Here is a 24,701-nt window from a genome sequence, read left to right as displayed (position 1 = left end):
ACCAGTATGTAATTATACTGGTTTTTTTGTCGTATTTTTATGGTAAATAGAGCGTTATCATGTTACATCCGGTTAATTTACAAGAAAAATTACTTAAAACTAGAAATAAAGAGCTTAAGAATTTTGCTATAGATTTTTGGATTAAAGAAATCTTTGCAGATTTAGATAAAGCAAGAGAAGCTACAAAGTCAAAATTAGAAGCTGAAAGTGATGCAACTAATTTGAATCAATTTGATATAGATCATGTAGATTCTAATGCCATTTTTCATATCAGTCAGATAAAGAAAATTTGTATTGATTATAGATTACGTTTCTTAGATACTTCTTTCTTCAAAGGAGATTTTCCTGAAGAAGCGATTACAAAAATACACGAACTAGAAAAAGTACATAATACAAATCTAGAAGGTTTTAAAATAATTGCACCTTCTGTATTATTCCGACTTAAAAAAGCTGATGATCCTATGCTTTTTGCTCCAATGGGTAATGATTATTACTATTTAATTCACAAATGGGGTAACGATTTACATCCTTTACGCAAATTAAAATTTTGGTTTGTAAAAGATTTAGATAATTTCATATTCACATTATTAGCTTTATGCTTTTTGTTTTCAATAGCAACACATACTTTTTTCTTCAGAGAACATTCTTCAATCAGTTATTTCATAGTATTATTCCTGTTCTATTTCAAAGGAGCTGTAGGTTTAAGTTTATTATGGGGAGTTTCTTTAGGAAAGAATTTCAACAAGTATATTTGGCAAAGTAAATACGATAAGGTGTCTTAATAATTTATTAGTATTCTTTAGTTTACGTTATAATATTGTTTTGTTTCAATTAGATTGAATAAAAAATTGCTTTTTTTTCAATTTTTATTGTAGATTTAGTTTTTCTAATCAAACAATTTTTAAAAACTATGGCATCTATTACAATAGGAGCAAACCCAGTGTTAACTAATTTAAACACTACAGTAAACTACAACCCAGAATCAAATTATCCTGCAGTAACTGTTTTTAGTAACGGTAACAACAACTATTCAGTTTATGCTTTATGTTATATCCCAACAGGAGCTTTAATTTCAAAATCTGTTGCAGCATTTTGTCAAGGAAATTACTCAGGCTATACACCAACACAAGCAATTCCATTAGTTGGAGATGTGAATAGTGCCACAGTTGTTTTAGCTAATTTTGAAGATATTGAAGCTGCAGATATGGTACAATCAGAGAGTACACAGTTTACAACTCGTGCTTTTGCGGTTTGTTATGATTTTGAAGCTCAAGGATCACCTTCTTATGAATGCAATTTATATGCATTACAATTTGACTATACTGTAAATGATGGAAGTAGTTTTGAGGTATTATTTTTAGCTCAGGGTGATTTAGATCCTGAGTTAAGTAGAGGAACAATTAGTGCACCTTCAAAACCTAAAGAATAGTAGTGGTAAAAAGATTCCTTTTCGTTTTATTTATTTTACTAATAATATTAGACTCTTTTTCACAAGAAACATCTAATAGTCTTAAAGGAGATTTAGAGCTTTTTTACTACAAGAGAGACTCAATATACAGTATTACAAAAGATTCAGATTTTAAAAAACTAATTGATTTTTACAAAATAGAAGAATTTGATTCTTCATATGTATATTCGGATGTTTTATTGCTAAAAGTAAATACTGTCCTTGAAAAGGATATAGTTAATTATATACAAGGTGTAAGTTCAATTAATAAAGGTTTTTATAAAAAAGCTTTATTGAATTTTCAGAGGATGTCTAAGGATAGTGATTTTGATAATTTAAGATTACTTAAATTAGGTTGGTCTCATCTCAATTTAAGAGATTATAGTAAAGCTATTTTATATTTTAAGAAGTGGAATGACCAAAATCAAAATACTGAAAAAAGAATTAAAATAAACGGTTATCATGATTTAGCATTATGCTATATGCATCTTAAAGATTATAAAAAAGCTAGAGAATTTTTTGATAAAGAGTTATCTCTACTATCTAAAAAAGATACTATATCTAACATTAAATATAAAATAGATCTAGCGAATGTATATTATGAACAGTATTTAGATGGTGAAGCAATCCCATTATTTAAAGAGGCTTATGATTTAGCTAAAATTTTTACAGATGTAGAGTTAAAACAATTAACAGCCCAAAATATGGCAGTTATTGAACGTAATCGTAAACGCTATAAAGAAAGTGTAGAATATTATCAGGAATATAATAAATGGAAAGATTCTATTTGGAATCGAGATCGAATTATAGAGTTAGCAGATAGAAACAAAAAACTAATGGTAGCTCAAAAGGATAAAGAGATCGCAATACAAGAAGCTGAAATAAAGCAAAAAGAAGCAGTTCAACGTGGACTGCTTTTTGGAGCTTCTGGCTTACTTTTATTTATTGGAGCTTTAGGCTTTTTCTATTCTAAACTAAGAAAACAAAATACTTTAATTACTAAGCAAAAGGAAGATTTAGCTATTGCAAACAAAACCAAGAACTACCTTTTTTCTGTTGTTTCTCACGATTTACGTTCTCCAATGAATACAATTAAATATCAGCATGAACAATTGAAAAAACATATCGCTGATAATAATTTAGAAGCGATTGAAGAAGCAAATAATACAGCTATTACAGTTACAGAAAGTACTAGTCATTTGTTAAATAATGTATTGCATTGGTCTTTAGAACAGAGTAATCAAATGGTTTTTGCGCAAAAAGCGTATCCTTTAAAATCAATTGTAGAACATGTTTTATATGATTACGAAAATCTTATCGAAGCTAATGCTATAGAAATTTCTACAAATTATATTCAAAATTCAATTGTAAATGCAGATCGAGAGTCTATAAAGATTGTTTTACGTAATCTTTTAGATAATGCAGTAAAATACATGAACGGAGAAGGTAAAATCACCGTAGAAATTGGTGTAGATAATGAAAATTACAGTTATGTGTCTATTCAAGATACAGGAATTGGAATTCCTAAAGATCGTTTGGAAAAAATCAATGCTCTAAAAGGTGTAAGTATTGATAAAATAGATCGTTCTGAAGGTGTGGGACTTGGGTTAATCTTATGTCAAACTTTAGTTAAGAAAAATAAAGGGATTTTATCTTTTGATAGTGAAGTAGGTAAGGGAACAAAAGTAACGATACAATTACCAATAGCTGACGAATAGATAAATGCTATCTTTTTTTAATTGAATATTTTTTAATTAAAAGAAGCATTAAATCATGATCTAATTACTTAATACAATCACGAAAAATCATTTTCGTTATTAATTGATTGATTTTATGTATGCTTGGTAGTGTTTTAACGTTTTTAAGAGAAAGTTCTAACCTAAAACAACGAAACCTTGTCAACTTTTTTATACTTTTATGGTTAAACAACCATTAACATGAAAAGCCTTCGACTACTACTGCTAGAAGATTTAGATAAAGAAGCCCAAGATTTAATCGATTTTTTGGATCAACATGATTATGAAATTACTCGTGTTAGAAACTTAGCTGAAGCAGAAAGTGAAATTAAAAATCGTTTTTTCGATGTCATCATTCTAGATATAATGATTGATGGAAAACCAGAAGGAATTGAGTTTGCGCAACGGTTAAATAAAGAAGGTATAAATGTTCCTTTTTTATTTTTAACCAGTATGCAAAGTAGAGCTGTTTTTGATGAAGCTAAACTGACAAATCCATTGGTGTATCTTTTAAAGCCGTACAATAAATTAGAATTATTGTATTCTTTAGAATTAGCTATAGAATCTTGTTATCAGCAAAATAACAGTATAAGTTTTGGAGATGATAGTGGAGTTTTAAGTCCGAAATTTCTTTTTATAAAACACAAAAGGAGTGTAGTTAAAGTTGATGTCGATTCAATCAATTTTATTGATGTAAAAGAGAAATACTGTAATTTACAATGTAGTGAAGGAAGGTATTTGGTAAAGTTATCTTTAGTAAAATTGAAAGAAATGTTGAACAACGACAACTTTAGGCAAGTTCATAGGAATTACTTAGTAAATGTAAAGAGTATCAAAGAAATTTATCTAGAAGATAATTTGATAATTCTAAATAATCTAGAAAAGATTCCTTTTAGTGAACGATATAAAAATGCATTTATAAGAGATAATACTATCTTCAGATAATGAAAAAAAGGTAATACTTGAAAATAAATCAATGTATTACCTTTTAAATTATAATCCCCTAAAATTATATTTTTTATTTGTTTGCAGATGTTACAGGAACGTTTTCAATTTTTTGAAAACCAAAACTAAATCCTCCAGTTCCATTCCAAGAATTATCAACATCTAAGTATGCATTAAACTTTTCTAAATAACTACCGATAGCTGGTGGTGGAACAGTTACTACATATTCTCCGTCTAAACTTACGATCTGAGTTATATTTCCATAACCAGTATGACGTAATCTTCCAGCTACATTAACTTTAATTGTAGGTCTGTCAATAGCTTGTGTAATTTCTACTATTCCAGAAACAGTTCCTTGTTCAGGAGAAACAACAAGAGAAAAATGTGCAATAGGTGCTCCAGGCATTCCAACATTTCCAATTGTTCCTTTAGTTAAATATGCTGTATCTAGTAGTGATTTTGGTTCTTTTAAAGTAGCCATGTTATTTTGTGTTATCGGGTTAGTAATCTTCTATCTTTATGAGACTAAGTGGCGCCGTTTAGTATTCACATCTACTAAATTACCTGATAACTACTTTAAAACTGAAGTTTTTTCCTTAAGTGTATGAATATTGAGAATAAACGTTTTGTATTTAATTATTGAGCAGAAGAAACAATCATTAACGTTAACATAAAGTAAATGTTACAATAAAAGTAGTATATTTGCATGCAATTAATTGACAAGATAATATTGATTGCAATATGAATGCTCACCAAAATAAATTCGTAGGCGAAGGTTTAACATACGACGACGTATTATTAGTTCCAGCTTACTCAGAAGTACTTCCAAGAGAAGTAAGTATCCAAACAAAATTTACAAGAAACATAACAATTAATGTGCCTATAGTATCTGCTGCTATGGATACAGTTACTGAAAGTGCAATGGCAATTGCTATGGCAAGAGAAGGTGGTATTGGTGTGCTTCATAAAAATATGACAATCGAGAAGCAAGCTCAAGAAGTAAGAAAGGTAAAAAGAGCGGAAAGCGGTATGATTATCGATCCGATTACTTTACCTCTAGATGCGATTGTTTTAGATGCAAAGCAAGCAATGAAAGAGCATAAAATTGGAGGAATTCCAGTTGTTGATGCTGAAAATAAATTAGTTGGTATCGTAACTAACAGAGATTTACGTTTTGAAAAAGATAACGATAGATCGATTACAGATGTAATGACATCTGAAAACTTAATTACTGTTGCTGAAGGAACTTCATTAAAAGAAGCAGAAATAATTTTACAAGAAAATAAAATTGAAAAACTTCCAGTAGTTAATGATGACGATATTTTAGTAGGGTTAATTACTTTTAGAGATATCACTAAAACAACTCAAAAACCTATTGCAAACAAAGATAGTTTAGGAAGATTAAGAGTGGCTGCTGCTTTAGGAGTTACTGCCGACGCTGTCGAAAGAGCAGAAGCTTTAGTAAATGCAGGTGTAGATGCAGTAATTATAGATACAGCTCACGGACATACGCAAGGTGTTGTGTCTGTATTAAAAGAAGTAAAAGCTAAGTTTCCTAACTTAGATGTTGTTGTTGGAAATATTGCAACACCAGAAGCTGCTAAATATTTAGTTGAAGCTGGAGCAGATGCTGTAAAAGTAGGAATTGGACCTGGATCTATTTGTACAACTAGAGTTGTTGCGGGTGTAGGTTTTCCACAATTTTCAGCAGTTTTAGAAGTAGCTGCAGCAATTAAAGGAACAGGAGTACCAGTTATAGCAGATGGTGGTATTCGTTACACAGGAGATATTCCTAAAGCTATTGCAGCTGGAGCAGATTGTGTAATGTTAGGATCTTTATTAGCAGGAACAAAAGAAAGTCCAGGAGAGACTATTATTTACGACGGAAGAAAGTTCAAAACATATAGAGGAATGGGATCTGTAGAAGCGATGAAAAAAGGTTCTAAAGATCGTTATTTCCAAGATGTAGAAGATGATATTAAAAAATTAGTTCCAGAAGGAATTGTTGGTAGAGTACCTTACAAAGGTGAGCTTTATGAAAGTATTCACCAATTTGTAGGAGGTTTACGTGCTGGTATGGGATATTGTGGATCAAAAGATATTGAGACATTAAAAGAGAACGGAAAGTTTGTAAGAATTACTTCAAGTGGAATAAACGAAAGTCATCCACACGATGTAACTATTACTAAAGAAGCTCCGAATTATAGTAGGAGATAAGATAATATTACAATAGAAAAAAAGCGGTTGAATTTAAATTCAACCGCTTTTTTTATTCATATAATAAACCTTCTTTTTCGAGATAAAGAGCAATGAATTTTAATAGTTTTTTGTCCAAAAAATTTATTTTTGGTTGAATGTTAATTAAAATTTTTAAAAATCCATTTTTGTTATGAAACACATTTTAATAATATTCGCATTGATTATAGTGAGCAGCATATTTACTTCATGTACAGGTTCAACAGAAGAACAAATACAAGAATTAGAATTACAAGAAAAAATTAAAGCTACTGGAGGAGAGGATGAGCAAGACCCAGATGAGGATCCAGATGAAGAATCCTACTTAATAAACTGAAAAGTATGGTAGAATTTTATGCAAACTAGAAAGTAAAAAGAATAAATAGTTAACACTCTATTTTCATTTTAACACTGTTAATTAATGCTGAGCTAACTTTCTCATAAAGCACATTTTTCTTTAGAAAGAAATCAAAAAGATAATTTTAACTGAGTTAACCTTAATACATAATTTATAATGAAAAAAATCACTCAAATTATTGTCTTTTTAGTAGCTATCTTATTAGTTTCAAATGTTGAAGCTCAAAATTTAGTAGATAATTCAAATACTATTGTTGAGACCAAAACAAAAAAAGAACTAAATAAGAAATCATCAGAATTTGATGTAAGAATCAAATTAGTAGATAGATATGGAAATGAAGTTCCAGCAGCAACTTTACCTGGATATTATGCGTATAATTTAGAAACAAACACATATTATTATGCAGATGATAGAAGAGAAGTAGATCTTTTTACAAATTTACCTGCAGGAACATATCGTTTCGATGCTTACGATGGATATTTTGATGGAGCGAGCAGTACAATGGTTACATTATCAAATGCTTTAGTTGTAAATGATGAAATTGTGGTAACATTGTCTTATTGGTCAGAATAATTTTATTTCTTCTATTTAGAAATCAATACATTAAAAACTCTGTTAATAACTATGTTGACAGAGTTTTTTGTTTTTTCTATGTAAGTCTTATTTTAGCATACACTTCATTTTTCTCAGATTTTATGGCGCAAGAAACTAAATATACCGAAGATAATATACGATCACTCGACTGGAAAGAGCATATTAGAATGCGTCCAGGAATGTATATTGGTAAATTAGGAGACGGTTCTTCTCCTGATGATGGAATATATATTTTAGTAAAAGAGGTACTCGATAACTCTATTGATGAGTTTGTAATGGGGACAGGAAAAACAATTGAAGTATCTATTCAAGGTAACAAAGTTATTGTTCGAGATTACGGTCGTGGTATTCCGTTAGGAAAAGTTGTCGATGTAGTTTCTAAGATGAATACCGGAGGAAAATACGACAGTAGAGCCTTTAAAAAATCTGTAGGATTAAATGGAGTTGGTACCAAAGCAGTAAATGCATTATCAACATATTTCCGTGTAGAAAGTACACGTGATGGAAAATCTGCTTCTGCTGAATTTGAAAAAGGAAATCTTACCAATCAAGATCTTTTAGAAGAAACAACGAGAAGAAGAGGAACGAAGGTTACTTTTATTGCAGATGATGCTATCTTTAAAAACTATAAATATCGCCCAGAATATGTAATTCGTTTATTGAAAAACTATGTATATCTAAATCCAGGGTTAACCATAGTTTTTAATGGAGAAAAATATTATTCTGAAAACGGATTAAAAGATCTTTTAGAAGATAATAACAATGTTGAGGATATGCTATATCCAATCATCCATTTGAAAGGAGATGATATAGAAATAGCTATGACACATAGCAAAACTCAATATTCTGAAGAGTATCATTCGTTTGTAAATGGACAAAATACAACACAAGGTGGTACGCATCAAGCTGCATTTAGAGAAGCTGTTGTAAAAACAATTCGAGAATTCTACGGAAAAAACTTCGATGCTTCTGATGTTCGAAAATCTATCATTGGAGCAATTTCCATAAAAGTAATGGAGCCTGTTTTCGAAAGTCAAACAAAAACAAAATTGGGTTCTACCGAAATGGGAGGCGGATTACCAACGGTAAGAACTTATATTAATGATTTTGTAAAAACAAAGCTTGATAATTTCTTACATAAGAATACTGTAATTGCTGAAACACTTCAAAAGAAGATTTTACAAGCAGAAAAAGAGCGTAAAGAATTATCTGGAATCCGAAAGTTAGCAAGAGATCGAGCTAAAAAAGCAAATCTTCACAATAAAAAATTAAGAGATTGTAGAATTCATTTTGGAGATACAAAAAAGGAAGATTATTTAAATACAACGTTATTTATTACCGAGGGAGATTCTGCATCAGGATCTATTACAAAATCTAGAAATGTAAACACTCAAGCGGTTTTCAGTTTAAAAGGAAAGCCTTTAAATTCGTACGGATTAACAAAGAAAATCGTATATGAAAACGAGGAGTTTAATTTACTTCAAGCTGCTTTAAATATTGAAGACGGACTAGAAGGTTTACGTTACAACAACATCGTAATCGCAACCGATGCCGATGTCGATGGGATGCACATTAGACTGTTATTGATTACATTCTTTTTACAATTCTTCCCAGAAGTAATAAAAGAAGGACATTTGTATATTTTAGAAACGCCACTTTTTAGAGTTCGTAATAAAAAAGAAACGCATTATTGTTATTCCGAAACAGAAAAACAAGCTGCTATTGCCAAACTAAGAGGTAAACCAGAAATTACACGATTTAAAGGATTAGGTGAAATTTCACCAAACGAATTCGTACACTTTATTGGAGACGATATTCGTTTAGATCCAGTAATGTTAGATAAAGAAATGTCTATCGATCAGATGTTACAATTCTACATGGGGAAAAATACTCCAGATCGTCAAAAGTTTATTATAGAGAATCTAAAAGTAGAGCAAGATTTAATAGAAGAAAGTTAATCATATAGTTTATAGCTATTAAATTGATATATGAAAAAGATATTATTATTTACTGTTTTTATTTCTGTAAGTTGTTTTTCTCAATTTAAACAAATTGATATCACAAGTATTGATGAAAAGATTAAAGAAAAAATATTTGATTTTACTTTTAACACATTAAAAGTATGTGATGGAGGAAAATATATTCCTTTGGATACAAATTCAGGAGAAAAACAATTACTAGAGTTTTATTCTATTAAATCAGTTACTAAGAATTGCGAATGGTTTCTAGAGAGATATGGAAAAGTTTTAGATGTAAAACTAGAACAAGTTTTGAAAAGTGGATATCAGAATTTAATTTTTAGATTTAAAGTTTTCAGAACACATTCAGACATTCCTCAAGAGTGTAAAGTTTTTTATAGTAGTAAAGGAAAATATTATGGTTTTTCAACAAAAACCTATTGGGATGATAATTATGATAGTACAAATAAATATCCTGAACTATACATAAGAAGTATTGAAGAAATCACTAAACATCGTAAAAAAGAACTAAGTGATTTTGTTTTGAATTCTTATAATGTTTGCGATGAAAAGAATATGCCAACTATAACTAAAGGCAATACCGTGTATAGATCTTATAGAAAAGGATGGACATCATTACAAATCAAGGAATGTGATTCAATAAAATCGAAAAACGGAATAATTACATCATTAAAATTTGAACAATATTTATCTGATGATATCATAAATAAAATATATCGTTTTAAAGTGCAATTTGATAAGTTATCGAAGCCATCAGAAATTAGAGTTTATGCGAATATAAAAGATAAATATAGAGGAATATTTGTGATAGATAAATGGTACAGTAATTATCTAGAGTTTGATGAAGCAATCAATAAATCACAAAAAGACCTGAAAAGTAAACACCTAAACGAATAATCGTTTAATCATTTATAAATGAGCGAAGAAAACAATAATTACGAACACGACGAAGAATTAACAAACGAAAACCAAGTTGAAAATACAGAGACCATAACTAAGGTTACGGGAATGTATAAAGATTGGTTTTTAGATTATGCTTCGTATGTAATCTTAGAACGTGCTGTTCCGTCTATTGAAGACGGATTTAAACCTGTACAGCGTCGTATCATGCATTCTATGAAAGATTTAGATGATGGACGTTATAATAAAGTAGCAAATATTGTTGGTCATACCATGCAGTATCACCCACACGGTGATGCTTCTATTGCAGATGCCATGGTGCAAATGGGACAAAAAGAGCTACTTATAGATATGCAAGGAAACTGGGGTAATATCTTAACAGGAGATAGAGCTGCAGCTTCACGTTATATCGAAGCACGTTTATCTAAGTTCGCTTTAGATGTTGTTTTCAATGCAAAAACTACCGAATGGCAATCGTCTTACGATGGTAGAAAAAAAGAACCTGTAAATCTTCCTGTAAAGTTTCCTTTATTGTTAGCACAAGGAGCAGAAGGTATTGCAGTAGGTTTATCTACAAAAATTTTACCGCATAACTTTAATGAGTTAATTGATGCTTCTATCAAATATCTTAGAGGAAGAAACTTTACTATAGTTCCAGATTTTTTAACTGGTGGTATAGCTGATGTTTCTAATTATAGTGATGGTAAACGAGGAGGAAAAGTTCGTGTAAGAGCAAAAATTTCACAGTTAGATAAAAAGACATTAGTAATTACAGAAGTTCCTTTTGGAACAACAACTTCTTCGCTTATTGATAGTGTTTTAAAAGCAAATGATAAGGGTAAAATCAAAATCAAGAAGATTGAAGATAATACAGCAGCTAATGTAGAAATATTGGTGCATTTACCACCAAATGTATCTCCAGATAAAACTATAGATGCATTGTATGCTTTCACAAATTGTGAAAATTCAATTTCTCCATTGTGTTGTATTATTGAAGATAACAAACCAATTTTTATTGGGGTTTCTGATGTTTTAAAACGTTCTACAGATTTTACTGTCGATTTATTAAAACTAGAGTTAGAAATTCAGTTAAATGAATTAGAAGAGCAATGGCATTTTTCTTCATTAGAACGAATTTTTATTGAAAATAGAATTTATCGTGATATTGAGGAACAAGAAACTTGGGAAGGTGTAATTGAAGCAATTGACTTAGGTTTAAAGCCTCATACTAAGCATTTAAAACGTGAAGTTACTGTAGATGATATTGTAAAACTTACTGAAATTCGAATTAAGAAAATTTCTAAGTTCGATATTGATAAAGCGAAACAATTCATAGAAAGTTTAGAAGAGAAAATAGCAGAGGTAAAAGAATATTTAGATAATCTTATCGAATTCGCTATTGATTACTTCAAAGAATTAAAAGCTAAATACGGAAAAGGTAAAGAGCGTAAAACTGAAATCAGAATCTTCGATGATATTGTTGCTACAAAAGTGGTAATGCGTAATGCAAAACTTTATGTGAATAGAGAAGAAGGTTTTATTGGAACATCATTAAAGAAAGACGAATTTGTTGCTGATTGTGCCGATATTGATGATATTATCGTTTTCCGTGAAGATGGAGTAATGCAAGTTACCAAAGTTGGTTCTAAAACTTTTGTTGGTAAAGGAATTATCCACGTAGCAGTTTTCAAGAAGAAAGATAAGCGTACAGTTTATAACCTAATTTATAAAGATGGTACACGCGGACCAAGTTACATGAAACGTTTTAATGTAACTTCCATAACTAGAGATCGTGAATACGATTTAACGAATGGAAACAAAGGTTCTCAAGTACTGTATTTCTCTGCAAATCCAAATGGAGAAGCAGAAGTTGTTACTATTTTATTACGCGCTGTAGGAAGTGTTAAAAAGCTAAAATGGGATTTAGATTTCGCTGATTTAGCTATCAAAGGTAGAAGTGTAAGAGGTAATTTAGTTACTAAACATAGCGTTAAAAAAGTAGAATTTAAAGAAGCTGGAGTATCAACATTAAAGCCACGTAAAATATGGTTTGATGATACTGTAAAGCGTTTAAATGTTGATGAAAGAGGAGAATTATTAGGAGAATTTAAAGCTGAAGATAAAATTCTAATCGTAAAACAATCAGGAAAAGCTAAAGCTGTAACACCAGACTTGGCAATGCATTTCGATAATGATATGATTGTCTTAGAAAAATGGAAACCGAATAAACCAATTTCTGCTATTTATTACGATGGACATAAAGAACGTTATTATGTGAAGCGTTTTTTATTAGAAAGCACTGATAAAGAAGAAACATTTATCACAGATCACGAAAAGTCACAACTACAGATTGTAGTAACAGATTATAGACCAATGGTAGAAGTGATTTTTTCTAAAAGAGCTTTACCTAGTATGAAAGTAAACTTTGAAGAATTTATTTCAGTAAAAGGTATAAAAGCTATTGGTAATCAATTAACAGCAGCTAAAATTAGAACGGTAAAAACTCTAGAATCTTTACCTTATGAAGAACCTGAAGAAGAAAAGGTTGAAAACATAGAGGTGAATGAGGAAGAGTTAGTACAAGATAATGATACTACTGCTGATACAGATGAATCTTTAGATAAAAAAGAGAAGGCACGTAAAGCATTAGAAGCAGCCATTAAAAAGAAGAAAGAAGGTGATGATGAAAGTCAAACAGCATTATTTTAAATGAAACTAAAGTATTTGTACTTATTCTTAGCAATATTGGGTATGTGTTATACGTGGTATTACAATATCCAATATTTTCAAACAGCAAATGATCCATCATTTTTGAACTTTTTTGCAGATGCGAAAGTCAATTTTGCCGGTAAATCACTAAGTGCAGATTTATTAGTAGTTGCTTTAGCTTTTTTCGCTTTTTATATACCAGACGCAATAAAACTGAAAATTAAGTATTGGTGGATTTTAATTCCATTAACTTTTATTATTGCTGTGGCTTTTACATTTCCATTGTATTTATATTTAAGAACAAACGCATTAGAAAAAAGAAGCTCAATTGGATAAAATCTCTCCATATTTTGATTTAAATACTCCATTAGGTATTACACTTTATGTCCTAATAGTATTACTTGTCGCTTGGGGAATTTCTAGATTGATTCGTCAGATCATTTTAGTAGTAATTAAATCCAAAAAATCTGAACGTTTTGGTAGAACTAGTATTCAGTTTTTACGTAATTCAGTAAAGTTTTTTGTAGGGATTTTCGCCTTAATGTTTGTGGTGATGACGATTCCTACATTACGAAGTAAAGCTACAATTATATTTTCTGGAGCTGGTATTATTGCGGCTATTATCGGTTTCGCAGCACAGGCCGCTTTATCGAATTTAATTGCAGGTGCTTTTATCGTAATTTTTAAACCATTTCGAGTAGGAGATTATATCAAATTAGATGAAGCTAGAGTAGGGATTGTTGAAGATATCACATTACGACATACCGTAATTAATAACTTTGAAAATAAACGTTTAATCATTCCAAACTCTGTAATTAGTACCGATTCTGTTTTAAACCACACCATACAAGATTCTCACGTTTTAAGCTTTAATAATTTTAAAATCGGATTAAGAGCAAATATAGATTTAGCACGTAAAATTATTCAGGAGGAAGCCGTAAAATTACCTATGGTTATGGAAACTGAATCTAGTGATAGTATTGATGTTCGTGTAATAGATATTCATGAAACCTACATCCATATGAGAGCTTATGTTTGGATGAACGAACCATTTCAAGAATTTAGAGGTAAATGTGCTTTAAAAGAAGCTGTTCATAAACGTTTTATTGAAGAAGGAGTAGATTTACCTATTCCAATTAATAAAGTGGAGAGAATCGATTAAAAGTCAATTTGGCAATGGTTTTTAAAATATATTTGGAATGAAGATATAGAGTTACCAAAAGAATAATATAAAGAAGCAGAGAAGATTAATTTTTCTGATTTTTATGTAGATCTATTTCAAATTTCTATCTGTAATTTCTACTCCTATATGATATAATTGTTCGAGTTGTTTAAGTTGATTTAATTTCCCTCGAATTCGTACACGAATACCTTCAGTATCTCTTATAATTATTGGATGATACATAATATTTTTGCTTTTTCTAGCGGAGATTAAACTGTTTAAAGTTTTGTATTGATCTAAGGCATTTTCATTTCCTTCTGATGCAAGAACAGCTCCTAAAGGTTCTTCAACCGATCTTTCTACTAGTTTACAATGATTCAAATCTATCGACATACCTTGCGTATACTGAAACATTAAACGTTTTATAATATTAGTAAAGATTCCAGCTTTTCCTTTGTTTAACATTTTTATAGTTTTCTGAGGTAAACGCGGACCCAAAACTGCAATGCCATTTTCTAATTGACCTTTATTTGTAGACCATTCTATCCATTGTTCTTTATGAACAGAATTGGTTATAGCAGAAGTTGAAATAAAACTATAAATATCTATTTTCCATTCGTTTGTATAGTCTGATAAATAGATGTGTTCACCAGTATTAGACTTTCCGGTAACGTGTCGATATTGCCAATTTTTGATACGAGCAAAAGACTTAATTTTCTCTTTTGATATTCTTGTGTTTCGAACAGAAAGGTTTTGAATTAAATATCCAATTACACTAGCTACAATAAAAAAGATAATGATTTCAGTATACATTCGTTTGTTTTATCCTTTATGTTTTTTGTTGGTAAAGGATAACAATACTATCTTTTGTTTCTTCTTTTATTAAACCATTTTTATCGTAAAGAACTCTATAGGTTTCATTTGTTTTGTTTCTATCATTATCTAAATAATGAAAAACCTGTATAGCTGAATCTATTTTTTGATTGGTATAATAGTATTTTACTGTGTTTTTAAAAGCGTTGTAATAGTTGTAGTTAGCAGAATCTTTAATAATGCTTAAGTCTAAAAATTTTTTCTCAGATAGTAATTGATGTAAAGAATCATAGGTATATTGAGTTATGTATCTTCTTCCAGCATCAAAATCATTATTTTCATACTGAGATTTTTCAATTAAATATCCTTGTTTATTGAATTTGAAAGTTCCTGAAATAACAGGAATTTTTCCTGATATATTTTTACAGGTTGGACTCTTATATTTTTGATATAATAACAGACTGTCAGGTTTTAATTCATAAACAAAATCAAATTCATTGGTAAAGTCTGATTAATGAATTTTTTTAGTAACTAAGTTTAATGAATCATATTGATAAGAAACATTATTGCTATATAAAGCTTTAGTTCTGATATATTTATTGATTAATTTCCCTTGTGCATTATATTTTAAAATACTTATAGTATCATTCTTTTTATATTGCCCAAAATCTGATCCAGCAATTTTGTAAACTTCTTTTACATTATTCTTTCTGATTGATTTCTCATTTACATCTGGGAATTTTAAGTCTTGTATCTTAAGTTGATTACTATTTGTACAATTCCACAGAAAGCCAATTAAAAGTATAGTTACAAGTTTATTTTTCATAGTTTATAATTCACTTTCATTTTAGTTATTTACTCGAGTTTAAAATCTTTTAAATCCCAACGTTTAATAGATGATTCTCTGCAAATTCTAGCAAGCTGAAATGATTTTTGCTCCAAAGTATTTAAATCTATTTCAGATGCTTCATAAGCTTTTATTTGTCTAGAATAATTCTGCATGGCTTCTTTTACAGAAGTATCTTCAACTATTGAAAGTGGTCCCCAATATAGTACATAGAATTTTTTTCTAGCGATTACATAATCATCAGAATTAATTTCAAATTGAGTGAGTTGAGCAGCGTAAGTACAGACCTCAATATATAAATCCAATTGTTTTTGCCAGAATGAATTTTGAAAACCATTTAGTTTTGTTTCTTGATTTTCTTTGCGCTGTGCTTCAATTTGAGTTTTAACAATACCAATTTGATTTTTGTGATTAATATTGAAATGGATTATAGTTACTAAAATTCCTGCTAACACTAAAACAGCGTTTATTGAGTCCATAGTATTTTTATTTGAGTTATATTTTGATTCGTTTCTTCGTTACAATTGTACTCAAGCCTGTCTAAAACAATTCCGGATTTCCCTTTGGAGATTTCAGTATCTACAATTTGTTCCAAATTTTCACAAGCCATTGCTCCAACTCCATAATAATCAAAAACTAAAGTAGTATATTTCTCAAAATCACATTTAATCATCAAAGCTTTTTGTTGTCCTAAAATTAAATTTTTCACTTTTTCTTTAGGTTTGATTTGTAATTCTTTAGCAATGTCAATTGCTTTGTTTTTATCTATATCAAGACTCTTCATGATATAATTCTCAACAGTTATAGCATTGAATAAAGAGATCAATTTATTTTCTTGAAAATCTGTAATCAGTTTTGCATTTGGGACATTTTCAGCTAAATGATGTAACAAGTCGTAACGAAAATCATGTACTAAACATCGACCTTTAGAATCAGTATTAGGTATACATATAGTAACTAATTTTCCTTTTTCTAATTGAAATTCTGGTATATCAATTCCTTGAAGTTTGAATTTTTGACTATGAAAAATAATCTTATTTGACATTATAAATAGTGTAAATTAAAAAGTAGCCATTACATTGTAATGACTACTTTATAAATTCTAGTTTAGAAGATTATATCGTAAACTATAAATAGTTTTTAACCATTAGTTGAAGGAGAACAAACTCCACTAGCACAGAAACCAGTTGGACAATGCGGTAAACCTGTTAAACAAGCTAAACCATCTGTAGCAAAACTACAAGATTCGATGTATTCAGTTAAAAAACCTCCTACAAGTTCTTTTTGAGCATTTTTGTTTAATTCCTTAATTCCTTGAATTTTTAAGATTTGTCTCATAATAATGATTTTAATAAGATTAATTTAATTGTACTTAAAAATACAAAGTTTCATGTGTGAAACGTAAGTTATAAGGTCAGTTTTAACTTTTTATTAAATATTTTAACATTTTTAGTTAATGAATCTTAGTTTAAAATTATTAGTTGTAAAAAATGTATAATTCTATTTTTTCTTTGGACGAAATGGTTTTATAACTTCATGATTACACTCTAAATATGGTCCGTTCATTAAATCGATACAATATGGAATAGCAGGAAAAACTGCATCTAAACATTCACGAATTGATTTCGGTTTACCAGGTAAATTCAGAATTAAACTTTCTTTTCTAAGACCAGCAGTTTGCCTAGAGAGTATAGCTGTAGGAACATATTTTAGAGATTCCGCTCTCATTAATTCTCCAAAGCCAGGCATCATTCGATCACAAACAGCTTCTGTAGCTTCGGGCGTAACATCTCTTTTTGCTGGACCAGTTCCACCAGTTGTAATTACTAAACAACAACCTTGATTATCAACCATATCGATCATGGTGTTTTCAATAACATCTTGTTCATCTGGAATAATTTGATAAACTTCTGTCCAATCAGAAACTAAATAATCGTTTAATGTTGCTATAATTGCTTTTCCACTAAGATCTTCATAAACACCTGCACTTGCTCTATCGCTTACAGTGATAATTCCAATTTTCGCCATTGTTATTTTACCTGTTTGTATGTAATTATTCGTTAACTAGTTCGTTTAAAAAAGAATCGAAATTTTCGGTAAACTCAGTATATAATTTACCAGTAGCCGGACCGTTAAATCCGGTGTGTATTTTACGAACCTTTCCTTTTTTATCTATAAAAATAGTAGTTGGGTAAGATAATACATGATTTAACATTGGTAACTTTTCTTGAGCAGAAATTTTACTTGAAGATCCGTATTGTGCAAGTAAAATAGGGTAGGTGATACCAGTTTGCTCTTGTAAACGATTTAATAGTTCAAAAGCATCTTCTTTTGTTTTAGCAACTTCAAAAGCTAATGAAACAAATTCAATTCCTTTAGCTTTATTTTTATTGTAATATTCTGAGTAAAATTTACTTTCATCTAAACAGTTCGGACACCAAGATCCCATTATTTGAACTACAGTTACTTTGTCTTTAAAGCGATCGTCTTTTAAAGAAACAATAGCATCATTTTTATCAGGAAAAGCAAAGGCAAAACTATCATAACCTTCTTTTAAATAAGTTAAAGATTCTGCATTAGGTAATTCGTAGTTGTTATTAAGTTTAGCTGTAAAAGGTTCTTTCCAATGATTTCCAGAGTAAAAATGTCCATTCATTGTAGAATCTGTTACTTTAGCTGTAAAGAAGAAAGCATGAGCACCATCGAACGTAGACAGTTCAAGCTGATCATTATTAATAATACCTTCTAAAAAACGATAATCACCAGTAGTTGTTCTAAATGTACCAGTTACTTTATTGCCTTTTTGTTCAAAAATACCTTTAGCGATGTAACGATCTTCATCAGAATTTGGACTGAAAACTGTTTCCCAATTTCCACTAATATTAAATTTACTTTCTGAAGTTTTCTCAAATCTATGTTTACTTTCTACAGCTGTAAACGGAACAATACGATTTAAACTAGATTTTACAAATTGACCGTTAAGTTTTTTACCATCGACTTTCGCAATAAGGTATCCTTCAAAGAAAGGCATTTGTATTTTTACCGAATCATTTTTATACGTGATTTCGTGAACTTTTATCGTTTCTTCAGCATTAAAAACATGTAGTTCTTTTTCATTAATAACTTCGAATAAAAAAGGAATTTCTTTTTGATCTTGGATTTGTAATGTAGCTCTGTAAGTACCTTTTTCTAAGGTGTTAATTTTAGTTTCAGAAGCGCATGAAGATATAATTATAGCTAAAAGTAAAGCAATGTAAGATTTCATAAGATAAATTTGGTATTAGTACGAAGTAACAAAAAAATCTTACACGATACTAGTAAAAAAAGAAATCGCCCAAATAAGGCGATTTCAAATATTGTGTATTCTAAAATGAATTTATTGTTTTCCGATCATAGTGATGTCTTCTGATTCACCAATTTTTTCGAAATCAATAGTTAATCCATCAGTTTTCTTAAGAATGAAGTTTAACAATAGTGTAATTATTAAACCACCGATAAAACCAGCAATGAAATACATTATAGGTAAGAAAATTAGAGTTAAAAGACCTCCTCCAAAAAATCCAAATGGGCTCATTCCTCCAGCAGCACCTATCATGCTACTAAAAATAAAGACAAAGAATGCAAGTACTAGTCCAAATAAACCTAATACTGCTCCATATACTATTCCAGCTTTAACAGGATCAATTTTCTTTAATTTAAGTTTTAAGTTACTCATAAGTTAGTTAATTTAAATGATAGTTAATATTTAGTTGAAAAGGATTTAGAACAGTCCTCTCGATTTTAATTCTAAGTATTTATTGATAGTATTTCCGGTAAGTTCTTTAGGCTTTGTAAGTACAGATTGAATACCGTACTTTCTTAATTCATTTGCAATTTGTTTCTTTTCATACATGAATTTTTCAGCAATAATCTTATCGTAAACATCACTTACTTTTGTTGATTCTTGTGAAACTATTTTATTTAACTCAGTATTTTGGAAAAATACAACAAGTAATAAATGATTTCTTGCAATTGCTCTTAAATAAGGTAATTGTCTTTTCAGTGCATCTAAAGTTTCAAAGTTTGTATATAAAATCAGTAAGCTTCGACTTGTGATTTTTCGTTTTACTGAAGCGTAAAGTAAACTATAATCAGATTCTAAAAAGTTGGTTTTAATATTATATAAAGCCTCTGAAATTAAATTCATTTGAGAGTTACGCTGTTCTGCAACAATAATGTTATCGATCTTTTGAGAGAAAGAAAACATCCCAGCTTTATCATGTTTCTTCAAAATAGCATTACTAACTGCAAGTGTAGCATTTATGGAATAATCTAATAAAGTTAAATTGTCGAAATGCATTTGCATCGCTCTACCAGTATCAATAATTGAATACACAGGTTGAGATTTTTCTTCAACATACTGATTTACCATCAGCTGATTCCTTTTTGCTGTAGCTTTCCAGTTTAAGGTACGTATATCATCTCCAGTTACATATTCTTTAATTTGTTCAAACTCCATTGAATTTCCAATTCTTCGAATCTTTTTATTTCCATGAGAAGTAATATCATTTGAAATAGCTTTGATAGAAAAATCGTTTAACTTTAAAAAAGAAGGATAACATTTTACAATTTTAGGCTCTCCTAAAACATATTTTCGAGTTACAAACTTTAATGGAGATGAAACATATACGTTCATTTTACCAAAGTCATAATCACCTCTAACATTAGGTCTAACAGTATAGTAAAGATCTTTTTCTTCTTGTTTTTTTAATTCCGTAGGAAGTTTAAAATAACGCATTTGTAATTGATAAGGAAGCTCTTCTAAAATTACAGCGTTGGTCCTAATCGTATAATTACTTTTTAGTGAAATTTGTATTTTATTATTATCTCCATTCGATAGCTTTTCAGGAACAAAACGTTCTCCTGTAATTCCATTTTTTTTAGAATACAGAAAAATAAGATCTATAAATACAATGGCACCAATACTAAATAAGGCAATTTTAGCAATAGCAAAAAATATAGGAATGAAAAAACCAAAAATAAATGCAGTAGCTATAATTCCTAATACATAGAAGAAGCGATTATTTAAAAATAAAGAACTAAAAAACTTTTTCATTTACAATTTACCTAGGAATTTCTACAGCTTCTATAATTTGTTCTATAATTTGTTTGCTTGTAACACCTTCCATTTCACGCTCAGGAGTAACAATAATTCTGTGTTCTAAAACCGGAATAGCTGCATTTTTAATGTCTTCAGGTGTAACAAAATCTCTACCTGCAACTGCTGCAAAAGCTTTAGAAGCTTTTAAAATTGAAATTGTGGCTCTTGGTGAAGCTCCTAAAAATAAGAATGAATTAGAACGCGTATTTACCACAATATTAGCAATGTATTGTAGTAGGTTTTTCTCTACTTTAATATTAGTAATTAAATCTCTGTATTTAATAATTTCTTCACCAGTAATTACTTTTTCAATCTGATCTAATTTCTTGTTTTTAAGTAAAGCTTGTTCGCGAGTAACAATTTCTAACTCTTCAGAAGCAGACGGATAATCTACATTAATTTTGAATAAAAAACGATCTAATTGAGCTTCAGGTAATCGGTAAGTTCCTTCTTGCTCAATTGGGTTTTGAGTAGCTAAAACAATAAATGGAGCATTCATTGGATAACGAGTTCCATCCATAGTAATTTGCTTTTCTTCCATTACTTCGAATAAAGCAGCTTGGGTTTTTGCTGGAGCCCTATTAATTTCATCAATTAAAACCATGTTAGAAAATATAGGTCCTTTTTTGAATTCAAATTCTGATGTTTTTACATTGAAAACAGAAGTTCCTAAAATATCAGAAGGCATTAAATCTGGAGTAAATTGAATTCTACTAAAATCAATATCCATAGCACGAGATAATAACTTTGTAGTAATTGTTTTTGCAACACCGGGCACACCTTCAATTAAAGCATGACCATCAGAAAATATAGCAACAATTAAAAGGTCGATCATGTTTTTTTGACCAACAATAACTTTATGTAGTTGATTTTTAATTTTATAAACACTTTCTTGTAATTCAGAAAGATCTATTCTATTTTCAAAAGCTAAATTATCTTGAGGTATGTTGTTTTCTTCCATATTATTTGTTTTTAAAGAAGTTCTCAATCAAGGTATTTAATCGAATTAATTCGTCTTGACTACATTGAGATCTTTTATTTACCGTTATTATCGTATTAATTAAATATTTTGTTGTGTGTTCTGTATTTCCTGACTTTGCAGCTAGTTTTTCTACAAAACTATCATTAAGGTTTTGAGTATCTATGTGATAAAGTGATCGAACCTTTTCTAAAAAGTAAGTTATCTTTTTAGTAACTAAGTTTTTATGATTTTCTTCTTTTAAATATAAGTTAGCAATTGTATGCGTAAAATCTTGAGTAGAATTTTTTAAAGGTTTTAACTCTGGAATAGCGCGTTGTTTTCTTCTTGCATTTAGAAATAAAAACAATAAAAGCCCGAAAAACGCTACATACAAAGACCATTTTAAAGAAGGATTACTGTAAAAGAAATTTAAGGCAGATGTTTTTGGTCTGTCACCTTTATTTTGGTTGTACGTACTTCTATGACGTTGTGTATCTAGTATTATGTCTCTATCTGGTAAATAAGAAAATACTTGTTCAACGTAAGCTGCATTCTCATCTTTTAATAAATAATAGTTTGTAAAAGCAATAGGTTGAGTGTGTAAAAAAACATAACCCAATCCGTGTTTAATTTTAATGAAATTTGGATTCGTAACTCCTTTTGCTTTTTGAGTTCCTAAAACAACAGTTGTTGTAGTATCAATAGTTTCAAAGTAATTGTTTCTTAAATTACGATCGTAATAATACGATTTAGATTTATCCTTTAAATATAAATTACCATCTAATTCTTTTAAGGCTTGTATGTTGTATGTATTACCATCTTCATTAGAAACTTCAAAGTTTAATTCTTTTTGAAGTGTTTCATTAAAATATGATAGCGCTAAAAAAGCATCGTTACCCAAAGCAACATATTCTAAGATTTTAGCTGTACTAAGATCATCTAATCGATAGGCATATGATTTTACACAAACATAGTTTGCATGATTTTCTACACTCATTGAAGCATCATCGAGTAAATAATCATAAATATGCTCATCGAGTACTCTGGTTTCATTATTATCAAATAAATTTTCTAATTCATTTGCTAAAATATATGTACCAAAAGGATCGGTAGATCGTTCTTGAAAACTTTCACTCCAGTTTGTGTTTTCACAGCTTGTTAAGGTTAGTAATAGAACTACTAATATGTAAATACTTTCTCTTTTAATCATGACAATTTTTTTAGAAAAGATTCATAATTAGTTTCTATAACATCAAAATTCATACGATCTACAACAAACTCTCCATACCAAACATAATCGTAAATATATAATAGGTACGAAAAAGGCTTTCTTAATTCTTTCTCTTGAAGATCGAAAATATATTCTGTATTTGTTTTGTCTTTATCAAACGTGATTAAACCTTTATTAGACATTTGTTTTAGTAATAACAAATAGTAATAACGAGTTGCAGTTCTAAAGTCACCTTTTTCTTTAGCAAGTTCTATAAGTTTACTGTAATTCTCACTTTTTAAATAAGATTCTTCTTCAGAAGTAAAAATAGCAGCACGTTCAATCTTTTTATTTTTAGAAAATTTAAGCCAAGACAAATCATCACCCATAACAGCTTTAACTACTATAAAAATTACCATTAAAGCAATTACATAAGGAAATGCGGTAGATATAAAATCAAATAATTTGACTAGACTTTCACTTTTCTCACGTTCAACCTTTTTTGGTGGCGGTTTATATTCTTGGTATTGAAATTCTACACCGTTATATTTCGATGATAAATCTTCATTAAAATTACGTTGCTTGCTAATTTCATTTGATGGAGGAACAGGTTCATAAGTTGAATAATCTTCCTGCGCATACAAAATTACATTTCCGAAGAAAAGTAGTAGTAAATAAAGGATTTTTTTAATCATACAACTTGTTGTTTTTTAGCAACTTTATATGGAAATATAAGGTAATAATATGATATAGATGCTAAACAAAATAAAATAATAAATACACAGATAAAAGCTGGCATTTTATTGTAAAGTCTAGTTACGTAACCTTCTAAAAAAGCAGCAACAAAAGTAAAAGGTATTGTGCTTAAGAAAATAAAGAAAGCTTCTCTCAACCCTCTTTTAAAAGATTCTAAACGTTTTAAAGCTCCTGGAAATAAAATACTAGCTCCGATAATATAACCACAACCAGCTTCTATTACCATTGCAAAAATTTCATAAGTTCCATGAATCCAAATTCCCTTTAAACTATCAAGTAAAGAATTATTTTGATAGAAAAAAGCTTGGAAAACTGCAACCATAATTCCATTCACCATAATGTAATATCCAGTACCGATACCAATAAAAAGACCAGATAAGAACATGTTTAAGCCTACTCTTAGGTTATTATTAAATATTCCTATAAAACTTCCCCAAGTACTTCCGCCTTTATAAACGGCTAAAGCATCACCTTTTTCTATATTTTCAAGTGTTTGATCTACGTATCCGTTTCCTAAAATTTGCCTTGCAAAATTCTCATCATTAAAAGTAGATAACAAACCAATAAAAAAGAATATGAAAAACACAGCAAAAGAAATGTACATGTATTTTCTATGCTTGTATAATAATAAAGGTACTTTTTCTAAGAAAAAAGAAACGAAAATATTTTTAGTTTGCTTTTTGGTATGGTAGATTTTACCATAACTACTTTTGGCTAATTTATTTAAATAAGGTACAACGTTACTTTTCGGATAAAAAGATTGCGCATACGACAAATCATTCATGATCTGTATGTGTAAATTAGCAATTTCGTCAGGAGTTTTCTCAATTTTATTTGAAATTACTTCTTCTAATTCAAGCCATTTTTCTTTATTTTGCTTTATAAAAGCGATCTCTCTCATAGAGACAA

At 29.4% G+C, this 24,701-nt stretch carries 26 protein-coding genes; 12 read left to right on the top strand and 14 right to left on the bottom strand.

The window, feature by feature from the left end; translation table 11 throughout:
• Positions 1 to 59: 59 nt before the first annotated feature.
• The 4 genes from Q1A15_RS08325 (at position 60) to Q1A15_RS08310 (ending at position 4,128) form a co-directional block, all read left to right on the top strand.
• Positions 60 to 782 (top strand): hypothetical protein, encoded by a 723-nt coding sequence (locus Q1A15_RS08325; RefSeq protein WP_299621616.1) that lies wholly within the window; start codon positions 60 to 62, stop codon positions 780 to 782.
• 128 nt (positions 783 to 910) lie between these two features.
• Complete coding sequence (locus Q1A15_RS08320; RefSeq protein ID WP_299621613.1) at positions 911 to 1,429, top strand: hypothetical protein; 519 nt, start codon at positions 911 to 913, stop codon at positions 1,427 to 1,429.
• A 2-nt stretch (positions 1,430 to 1,431) separates the two neighbouring features.
• Positions 1,432 to 3,165, top strand: coding sequence for a tetratricopeptide repeat-containing sensor histidine kinase (locus Q1A15_RS08315; protein WP_299621610.1), 1,734 nt, complete (start codon positions 1,432 to 1,434; stop codon positions 3,163 to 3,165).
• 219 nt (positions 3,166 to 3,384) lie between these two features.
• Positions 3,385 to 4,128 (top strand): DNA-binding response regulator, encoded by a 744-nt coding sequence (locus tag Q1A15_RS08310; RefSeq protein WP_299621607.1) that lies wholly within the window; start codon positions 3,385 to 3,387, stop codon positions 4,126 to 4,128.
• Between the two features lie 73 nt (positions 4,129 to 4,201).
• Here Q1A15_RS08310 and Q1A15_RS08305 read toward each other — a convergent pair whose 3' ends face one another.
• Positions 4,202 to 4,609, bottom strand: a complete 408-nt coding sequence (locus Q1A15_RS08305; RefSeq protein WP_299621604.1) for a DUF1842 domain-containing protein — start codon at positions 4,607 to 4,609, stop codon at positions 4,202 to 4,204.
• A gap of 260 nt (positions 4,610 to 4,869) precedes the next feature.
• Between Q1A15_RS08305 and guaB the strand changes: the two genes are divergently transcribed.
• The 8 genes from guaB (at position 4,870) to Q1A15_RS08265 (ending at position 14,065) form a co-directional block, all read left to right on the top strand.
• On the top strand, positions 4,870 to 6,345 hold the full coding sequence (guaB, locus tag Q1A15_RS08300; RefSeq protein ID WP_299621602.1) for an IMP dehydrogenase: 1,476 nt from the start codon (positions 4,870 to 4,872) through the stop codon (positions 6,343 to 6,345).
• A 208-nt stretch (positions 6,346 to 6,553) separates the two neighbouring features.
• Positions 6,554 to 6,700 (top strand): hypothetical protein, encoded by a 147-nt coding sequence (locus Q1A15_RS08295; protein WP_299621599.1) that lies wholly within the window; start codon positions 6,554 to 6,556, stop codon positions 6,698 to 6,700.
• 177 nt (positions 6,701 to 6,877) lie between these two features.
• Positions 6,878 to 7,294 (top strand): hypothetical protein, encoded by a 417-nt coding sequence (locus tag Q1A15_RS08290; RefSeq protein WP_299621596.1) that lies wholly within the window; start codon positions 6,878 to 6,880, stop codon positions 7,292 to 7,294.
• A 122-nt stretch (positions 7,295 to 7,416) separates the two neighbouring features.
• Positions 7,417 to 9,273 (top strand): DNA topoisomerase IV subunit B, encoded by a 1,857-nt coding sequence (locus tag Q1A15_RS08285; RefSeq protein ID WP_299621593.1) that lies wholly within the window; start codon positions 7,417 to 7,419, stop codon positions 9,271 to 9,273.
• Between the two features lie 30 nt (positions 9,274 to 9,303).
• Positions 9,304 to 10,191, top strand: coding sequence for a hypothetical protein (locus Q1A15_RS08280; RefSeq protein WP_299621590.1), 888 nt, complete (start codon positions 9,304 to 9,306; stop codon positions 10,189 to 10,191).
• A gap of 18 nt (positions 10,192 to 10,209) precedes the next feature.
• Positions 10,210 to 12,903: a DNA gyrase/topoisomerase IV subunit A gene (locus tag Q1A15_RS08275; protein WP_299621587.1), complete on the top strand. Its 2,694-nt coding sequence runs from the start codon at positions 10,210 to 10,212 to the stop codon at positions 12,901 to 12,903.
• Positions 12,904 to 13,239 (top strand): DUF2834 domain-containing protein, encoded by a 336-nt coding sequence (locus tag Q1A15_RS08270; protein WP_299621584.1) that lies wholly within the window; start codon positions 12,904 to 12,906, stop codon positions 13,237 to 13,239.
• Positions 13,232 to 14,065 carry a mechanosensitive ion channel family protein gene (locus Q1A15_RS08265; protein ID WP_299621580.1) on the top strand — a complete coding sequence of 278 codons (834 nt, stop codon included), beginning with the start codon at positions 13,232 to 13,234 and terminating at the stop codon, positions 14,063 to 14,065. Before Q1A15_RS08270 ends, Q1A15_RS08265 begins: the two co-directional genes overlap by 8 nt.
• Positions 14,066 to 14,176: 111 nt before the next feature.
• Here Q1A15_RS08265 and Q1A15_RS08260 read toward each other — a convergent pair whose 3' ends face one another.
• From Q1A15_RS08260 to Q1A15_RS08200, 13 genes are all read right to left on the bottom strand, one after another.
• Positions 14,177 to 14,878 carry a hypothetical protein gene (locus Q1A15_RS08260; RefSeq protein WP_299621577.1) on the bottom strand — a complete coding sequence of 234 codons (702 nt, stop codon included), beginning with the start codon at positions 14,876 to 14,878 and terminating at the stop codon, positions 14,177 to 14,179.
• Positions 14,879 to 15,389: 511 nt separating this feature from the next.
• Complete coding sequence (locus Q1A15_RS08255) at positions 15,390 to 15,704, bottom strand: hypothetical protein (RefSeq protein WP_299621574.1); 315 nt, start codon at positions 15,702 to 15,704, stop codon at positions 15,390 to 15,392.
• Between the two features lie 29 nt (positions 15,705 to 15,733).
• Positions 15,734 to 16,204 carry a hypothetical protein gene (locus Q1A15_RS08250; protein ID WP_299621571.1) on the bottom strand — a complete coding sequence of 157 codons (471 nt, stop codon included), beginning with the start codon at positions 16,202 to 16,204 and terminating at the stop codon, positions 15,734 to 15,736.
• Complete coding sequence (locus Q1A15_RS08245; RefSeq protein ID WP_299621568.1) at positions 16,192 to 16,770, bottom strand: hypothetical protein; 579 nt, start codon at positions 16,768 to 16,770, stop codon at positions 16,192 to 16,194. The genes Q1A15_RS08250 and Q1A15_RS08245 overlap by 13 nt, the downstream gene beginning before the upstream one ends.
• A gap of 95 nt (positions 16,771 to 16,865) precedes the next feature.
• The gene (locus Q1A15_RS08240) at positions 16,866 to 17,063 is read right to left on the bottom strand and encodes a hypothetical protein (protein ID WP_299621565.1); all 198 of its coding nucleotides are present in this window, start codon (positions 17,061 to 17,063) and stop codon (positions 16,866 to 16,868) included.
• 162 nt (positions 17,064 to 17,225) lie between these two features.
• Positions 17,226 to 17,753: a molybdopterin adenylyltransferase gene (gene mog, locus Q1A15_RS08235; RefSeq protein WP_299621562.1), complete on the bottom strand. Its 528-nt coding sequence runs from the start codon at positions 17,751 to 17,753 to the stop codon at positions 17,226 to 17,228.
• 25 nt (positions 17,754 to 17,778) lie between these two features.
• On the bottom strand, positions 17,779 to 18,990 hold the full coding sequence (locus Q1A15_RS08230) for a TlpA disulfide reductase family protein (RefSeq protein WP_299621559.1): 1,212 nt from the start codon (positions 18,988 to 18,990) through the stop codon (positions 17,779 to 17,781).
• A gap of 111 nt (positions 18,991 to 19,101) precedes the next feature.
• A complete protein-coding gene (locus tag Q1A15_RS08225) occupies positions 19,102 to 19,440 on the bottom strand; it encodes a hypothetical protein (protein ID WP_299621556.1) in 339 nt (112 codons plus the stop codon).
• 45 nt (positions 19,441 to 19,485) lie between these two features.
• Positions 19,486 to 20,820: a DUF58 domain-containing protein gene (locus Q1A15_RS08220; protein ID WP_299621553.1), complete on the bottom strand. Its 1,335-nt coding sequence runs from the start codon at positions 20,818 to 20,820 to the stop codon at positions 19,486 to 19,488.
• A 7-nt stretch (positions 20,821 to 20,827) separates the two neighbouring features.
• Positions 20,828 to 21,826 carry a MoxR family ATPase gene (locus Q1A15_RS08215; protein WP_299621550.1) on the bottom strand — a complete coding sequence of 333 codons (999 nt, stop codon included), beginning with the start codon at positions 21,824 to 21,826 and terminating at the stop codon, positions 20,828 to 20,830.
• Between the two features lies 1 nt (position 21,827).
• Positions 21,828 to 23,036 (bottom strand): DUF4350 domain-containing protein, encoded by a 1,209-nt coding sequence (locus Q1A15_RS08210; RefSeq protein WP_299621548.1) that lies wholly within the window; start codon positions 23,034 to 23,036, stop codon positions 21,828 to 21,830.
• A complete protein-coding gene (locus Q1A15_RS08205; protein ID WP_299621545.1) occupies positions 23,033 to 23,731 on the bottom strand; it encodes a hypothetical protein in 699 nt (232 codons plus the stop codon). Before Q1A15_RS08205 ends, Q1A15_RS08210 begins: the two co-directional genes overlap by 4 nt.
• Entirely contained in the window at positions 23,728 to 24,693 is a 966-nt protein-coding gene (locus Q1A15_RS08200; protein ID WP_299621542.1) for a stage II sporulation protein M, read from the bottom strand. Before Q1A15_RS08200 ends, Q1A15_RS08205 begins: the two co-directional genes overlap by 4 nt.
• Between the last annotated feature and the right edge of the window lie 8 nt (positions 24,694 to 24,701).

Source organism: uncultured Tenacibaculum sp. (assembly GCF_947495995.1).
Lineage (GTDB): Bacteria > Bacteroidota > Bacteroidia > Flavobacteriales > Flavobacteriaceae > Polaribacter.
This window is presented reverse-complemented; position numbering and strand designations above follow the sequence as displayed.

Coding starts and splice junctions, on each gene's coding strand:
- Q1A15_RS08325 (WP_299621616.1), top strand. CDS start 60: ATGTTACATCCGGTTAATTTACAAGAAAAATTACTTAAAACTAGAAAT.
- Q1A15_RS08320 (WP_299621613.1), top strand. CDS start 911: ATGGCATCTATTACAATAGGAGCAAACCCAGTGTTAACTAATTTAAAC.
- Q1A15_RS08310 (WP_299621607.1), top strand. CDS start 3,385: ATGAAAAGCCTTCGACTACTACTGCTAGAAGATTTAGATAAAGAAGCC.
- Q1A15_RS08305 (WP_299621604.1), bottom strand. CDS start 4,609: ATGGCTACTTTAAAAGAACCAAAATCACTACTAGATACAGCATATTTA.
- guaB (WP_299621602.1), top strand. CDS start 4,870: ATGAATGCTCACCAAAATAAATTCGTAGGCGAAGGTTTAACATACGAC.
- Q1A15_RS08290 (WP_299621596.1), top strand. CDS start 6,878: ATGAAAAAAATCACTCAAATTATTGTCTTTTTAGTAGCTATCTTATTA.
- Q1A15_RS08285 (WP_299621593.1), top strand. CDS start 7,417: ATGGCGCAAGAAACTAAATATACCGAAGATAATATACGATCACTCGAC.
- Q1A15_RS08280 (WP_299621590.1), top strand. CDS start 9,304: ATGAAAAAGATATTATTATTTACTGTTTTTATTTCTGTAAGTTGTTTT.
- Q1A15_RS08275 (WP_299621587.1), top strand. CDS start 10,210: ATGAGCGAAGAAAACAATAATTACGAACACGACGAAGAATTAACAAAC.
- Q1A15_RS08270 (WP_299621584.1), top strand. CDS start 12,904: ATGAAACTAAAGTATTTGTACTTATTCTTAGCAATATTGGGTATGTGT.
- Q1A15_RS08260 (WP_299621577.1), bottom strand. CDS start 14,878: ATGTATACTGAAATCATTATCTTTTTTATTGTAGCTAGTGTAATTGGA.
- Q1A15_RS08255 (WP_299621574.1), bottom strand. CDS start 15,704: ATGAAAAATAAACTTGTAACTATACTTTTAATTGGCTTTCTGTGGAAT.
- Q1A15_RS08250 (WP_299621571.1), bottom strand. CDS start 16,204: ATGGACTCAATAAACGCTGTTTTAGTGTTAGCAGGAATTTTAGTAACT.
- Q1A15_RS08245 (WP_299621568.1), bottom strand. CDS start 16,770: ATGTCAAATAAGATTATTTTTCATAGTCAAAAATTCAAACTTCAAGGA.
- Q1A15_RS08240 (WP_299621565.1), bottom strand. CDS start 17,063: ATGAGACAAATCTTAAAAATTCAAGGAATTAAGGAATTAAACAAAAAT.
- mog (WP_299621562.1), bottom strand. CDS start 17,753: ATGGCGAAAATTGGAATTATCACTGTAAGCGATAGAGCAAGTGCAGGT.
- Q1A15_RS08230 (WP_299621559.1), bottom strand. CDS start 18,990: ATGAAATCTTACATTGCTTTACTTTTAGCTATAATTATATCTTCATGC.
- Q1A15_RS08225 (WP_299621556.1), bottom strand. CDS start 19,440: ATGAGTAACTTAAAACTTAAATTAAAGAAAATTGATCCTGTTAAAGCT.
- Q1A15_RS08220 (WP_299621553.1), bottom strand. CDS start 20,820: ATGAAAAAGTTTTTTAGTTCTTTATTTTTAAATAATCGCTTCTTCTAT.
- Q1A15_RS08215 (WP_299621550.1), bottom strand. CDS start 21,826: ATGGAAGAAAACAACATACCTCAAGATAATTTAGCTTTTGAAAATAGA.
- Q1A15_RS08210 (WP_299621548.1), bottom strand. CDS start 23,036: ATGATTAAAAGAGAAAGTATTTACATATTAGTAGTTCTATTACTAACC.
- Q1A15_RS08205 (WP_299621545.1), bottom strand. CDS start 23,731: ATGATTAAAAAAATCCTTTATTTACTACTACTTTTCTTCGGAAATGTA.
- Q1A15_RS08200 (WP_299621542.1), bottom strand. CDS start 24,693: ATGAGAGAGATCGCTTTTATAAAGCAAAATAAAGAAAAATGGCTTGAA.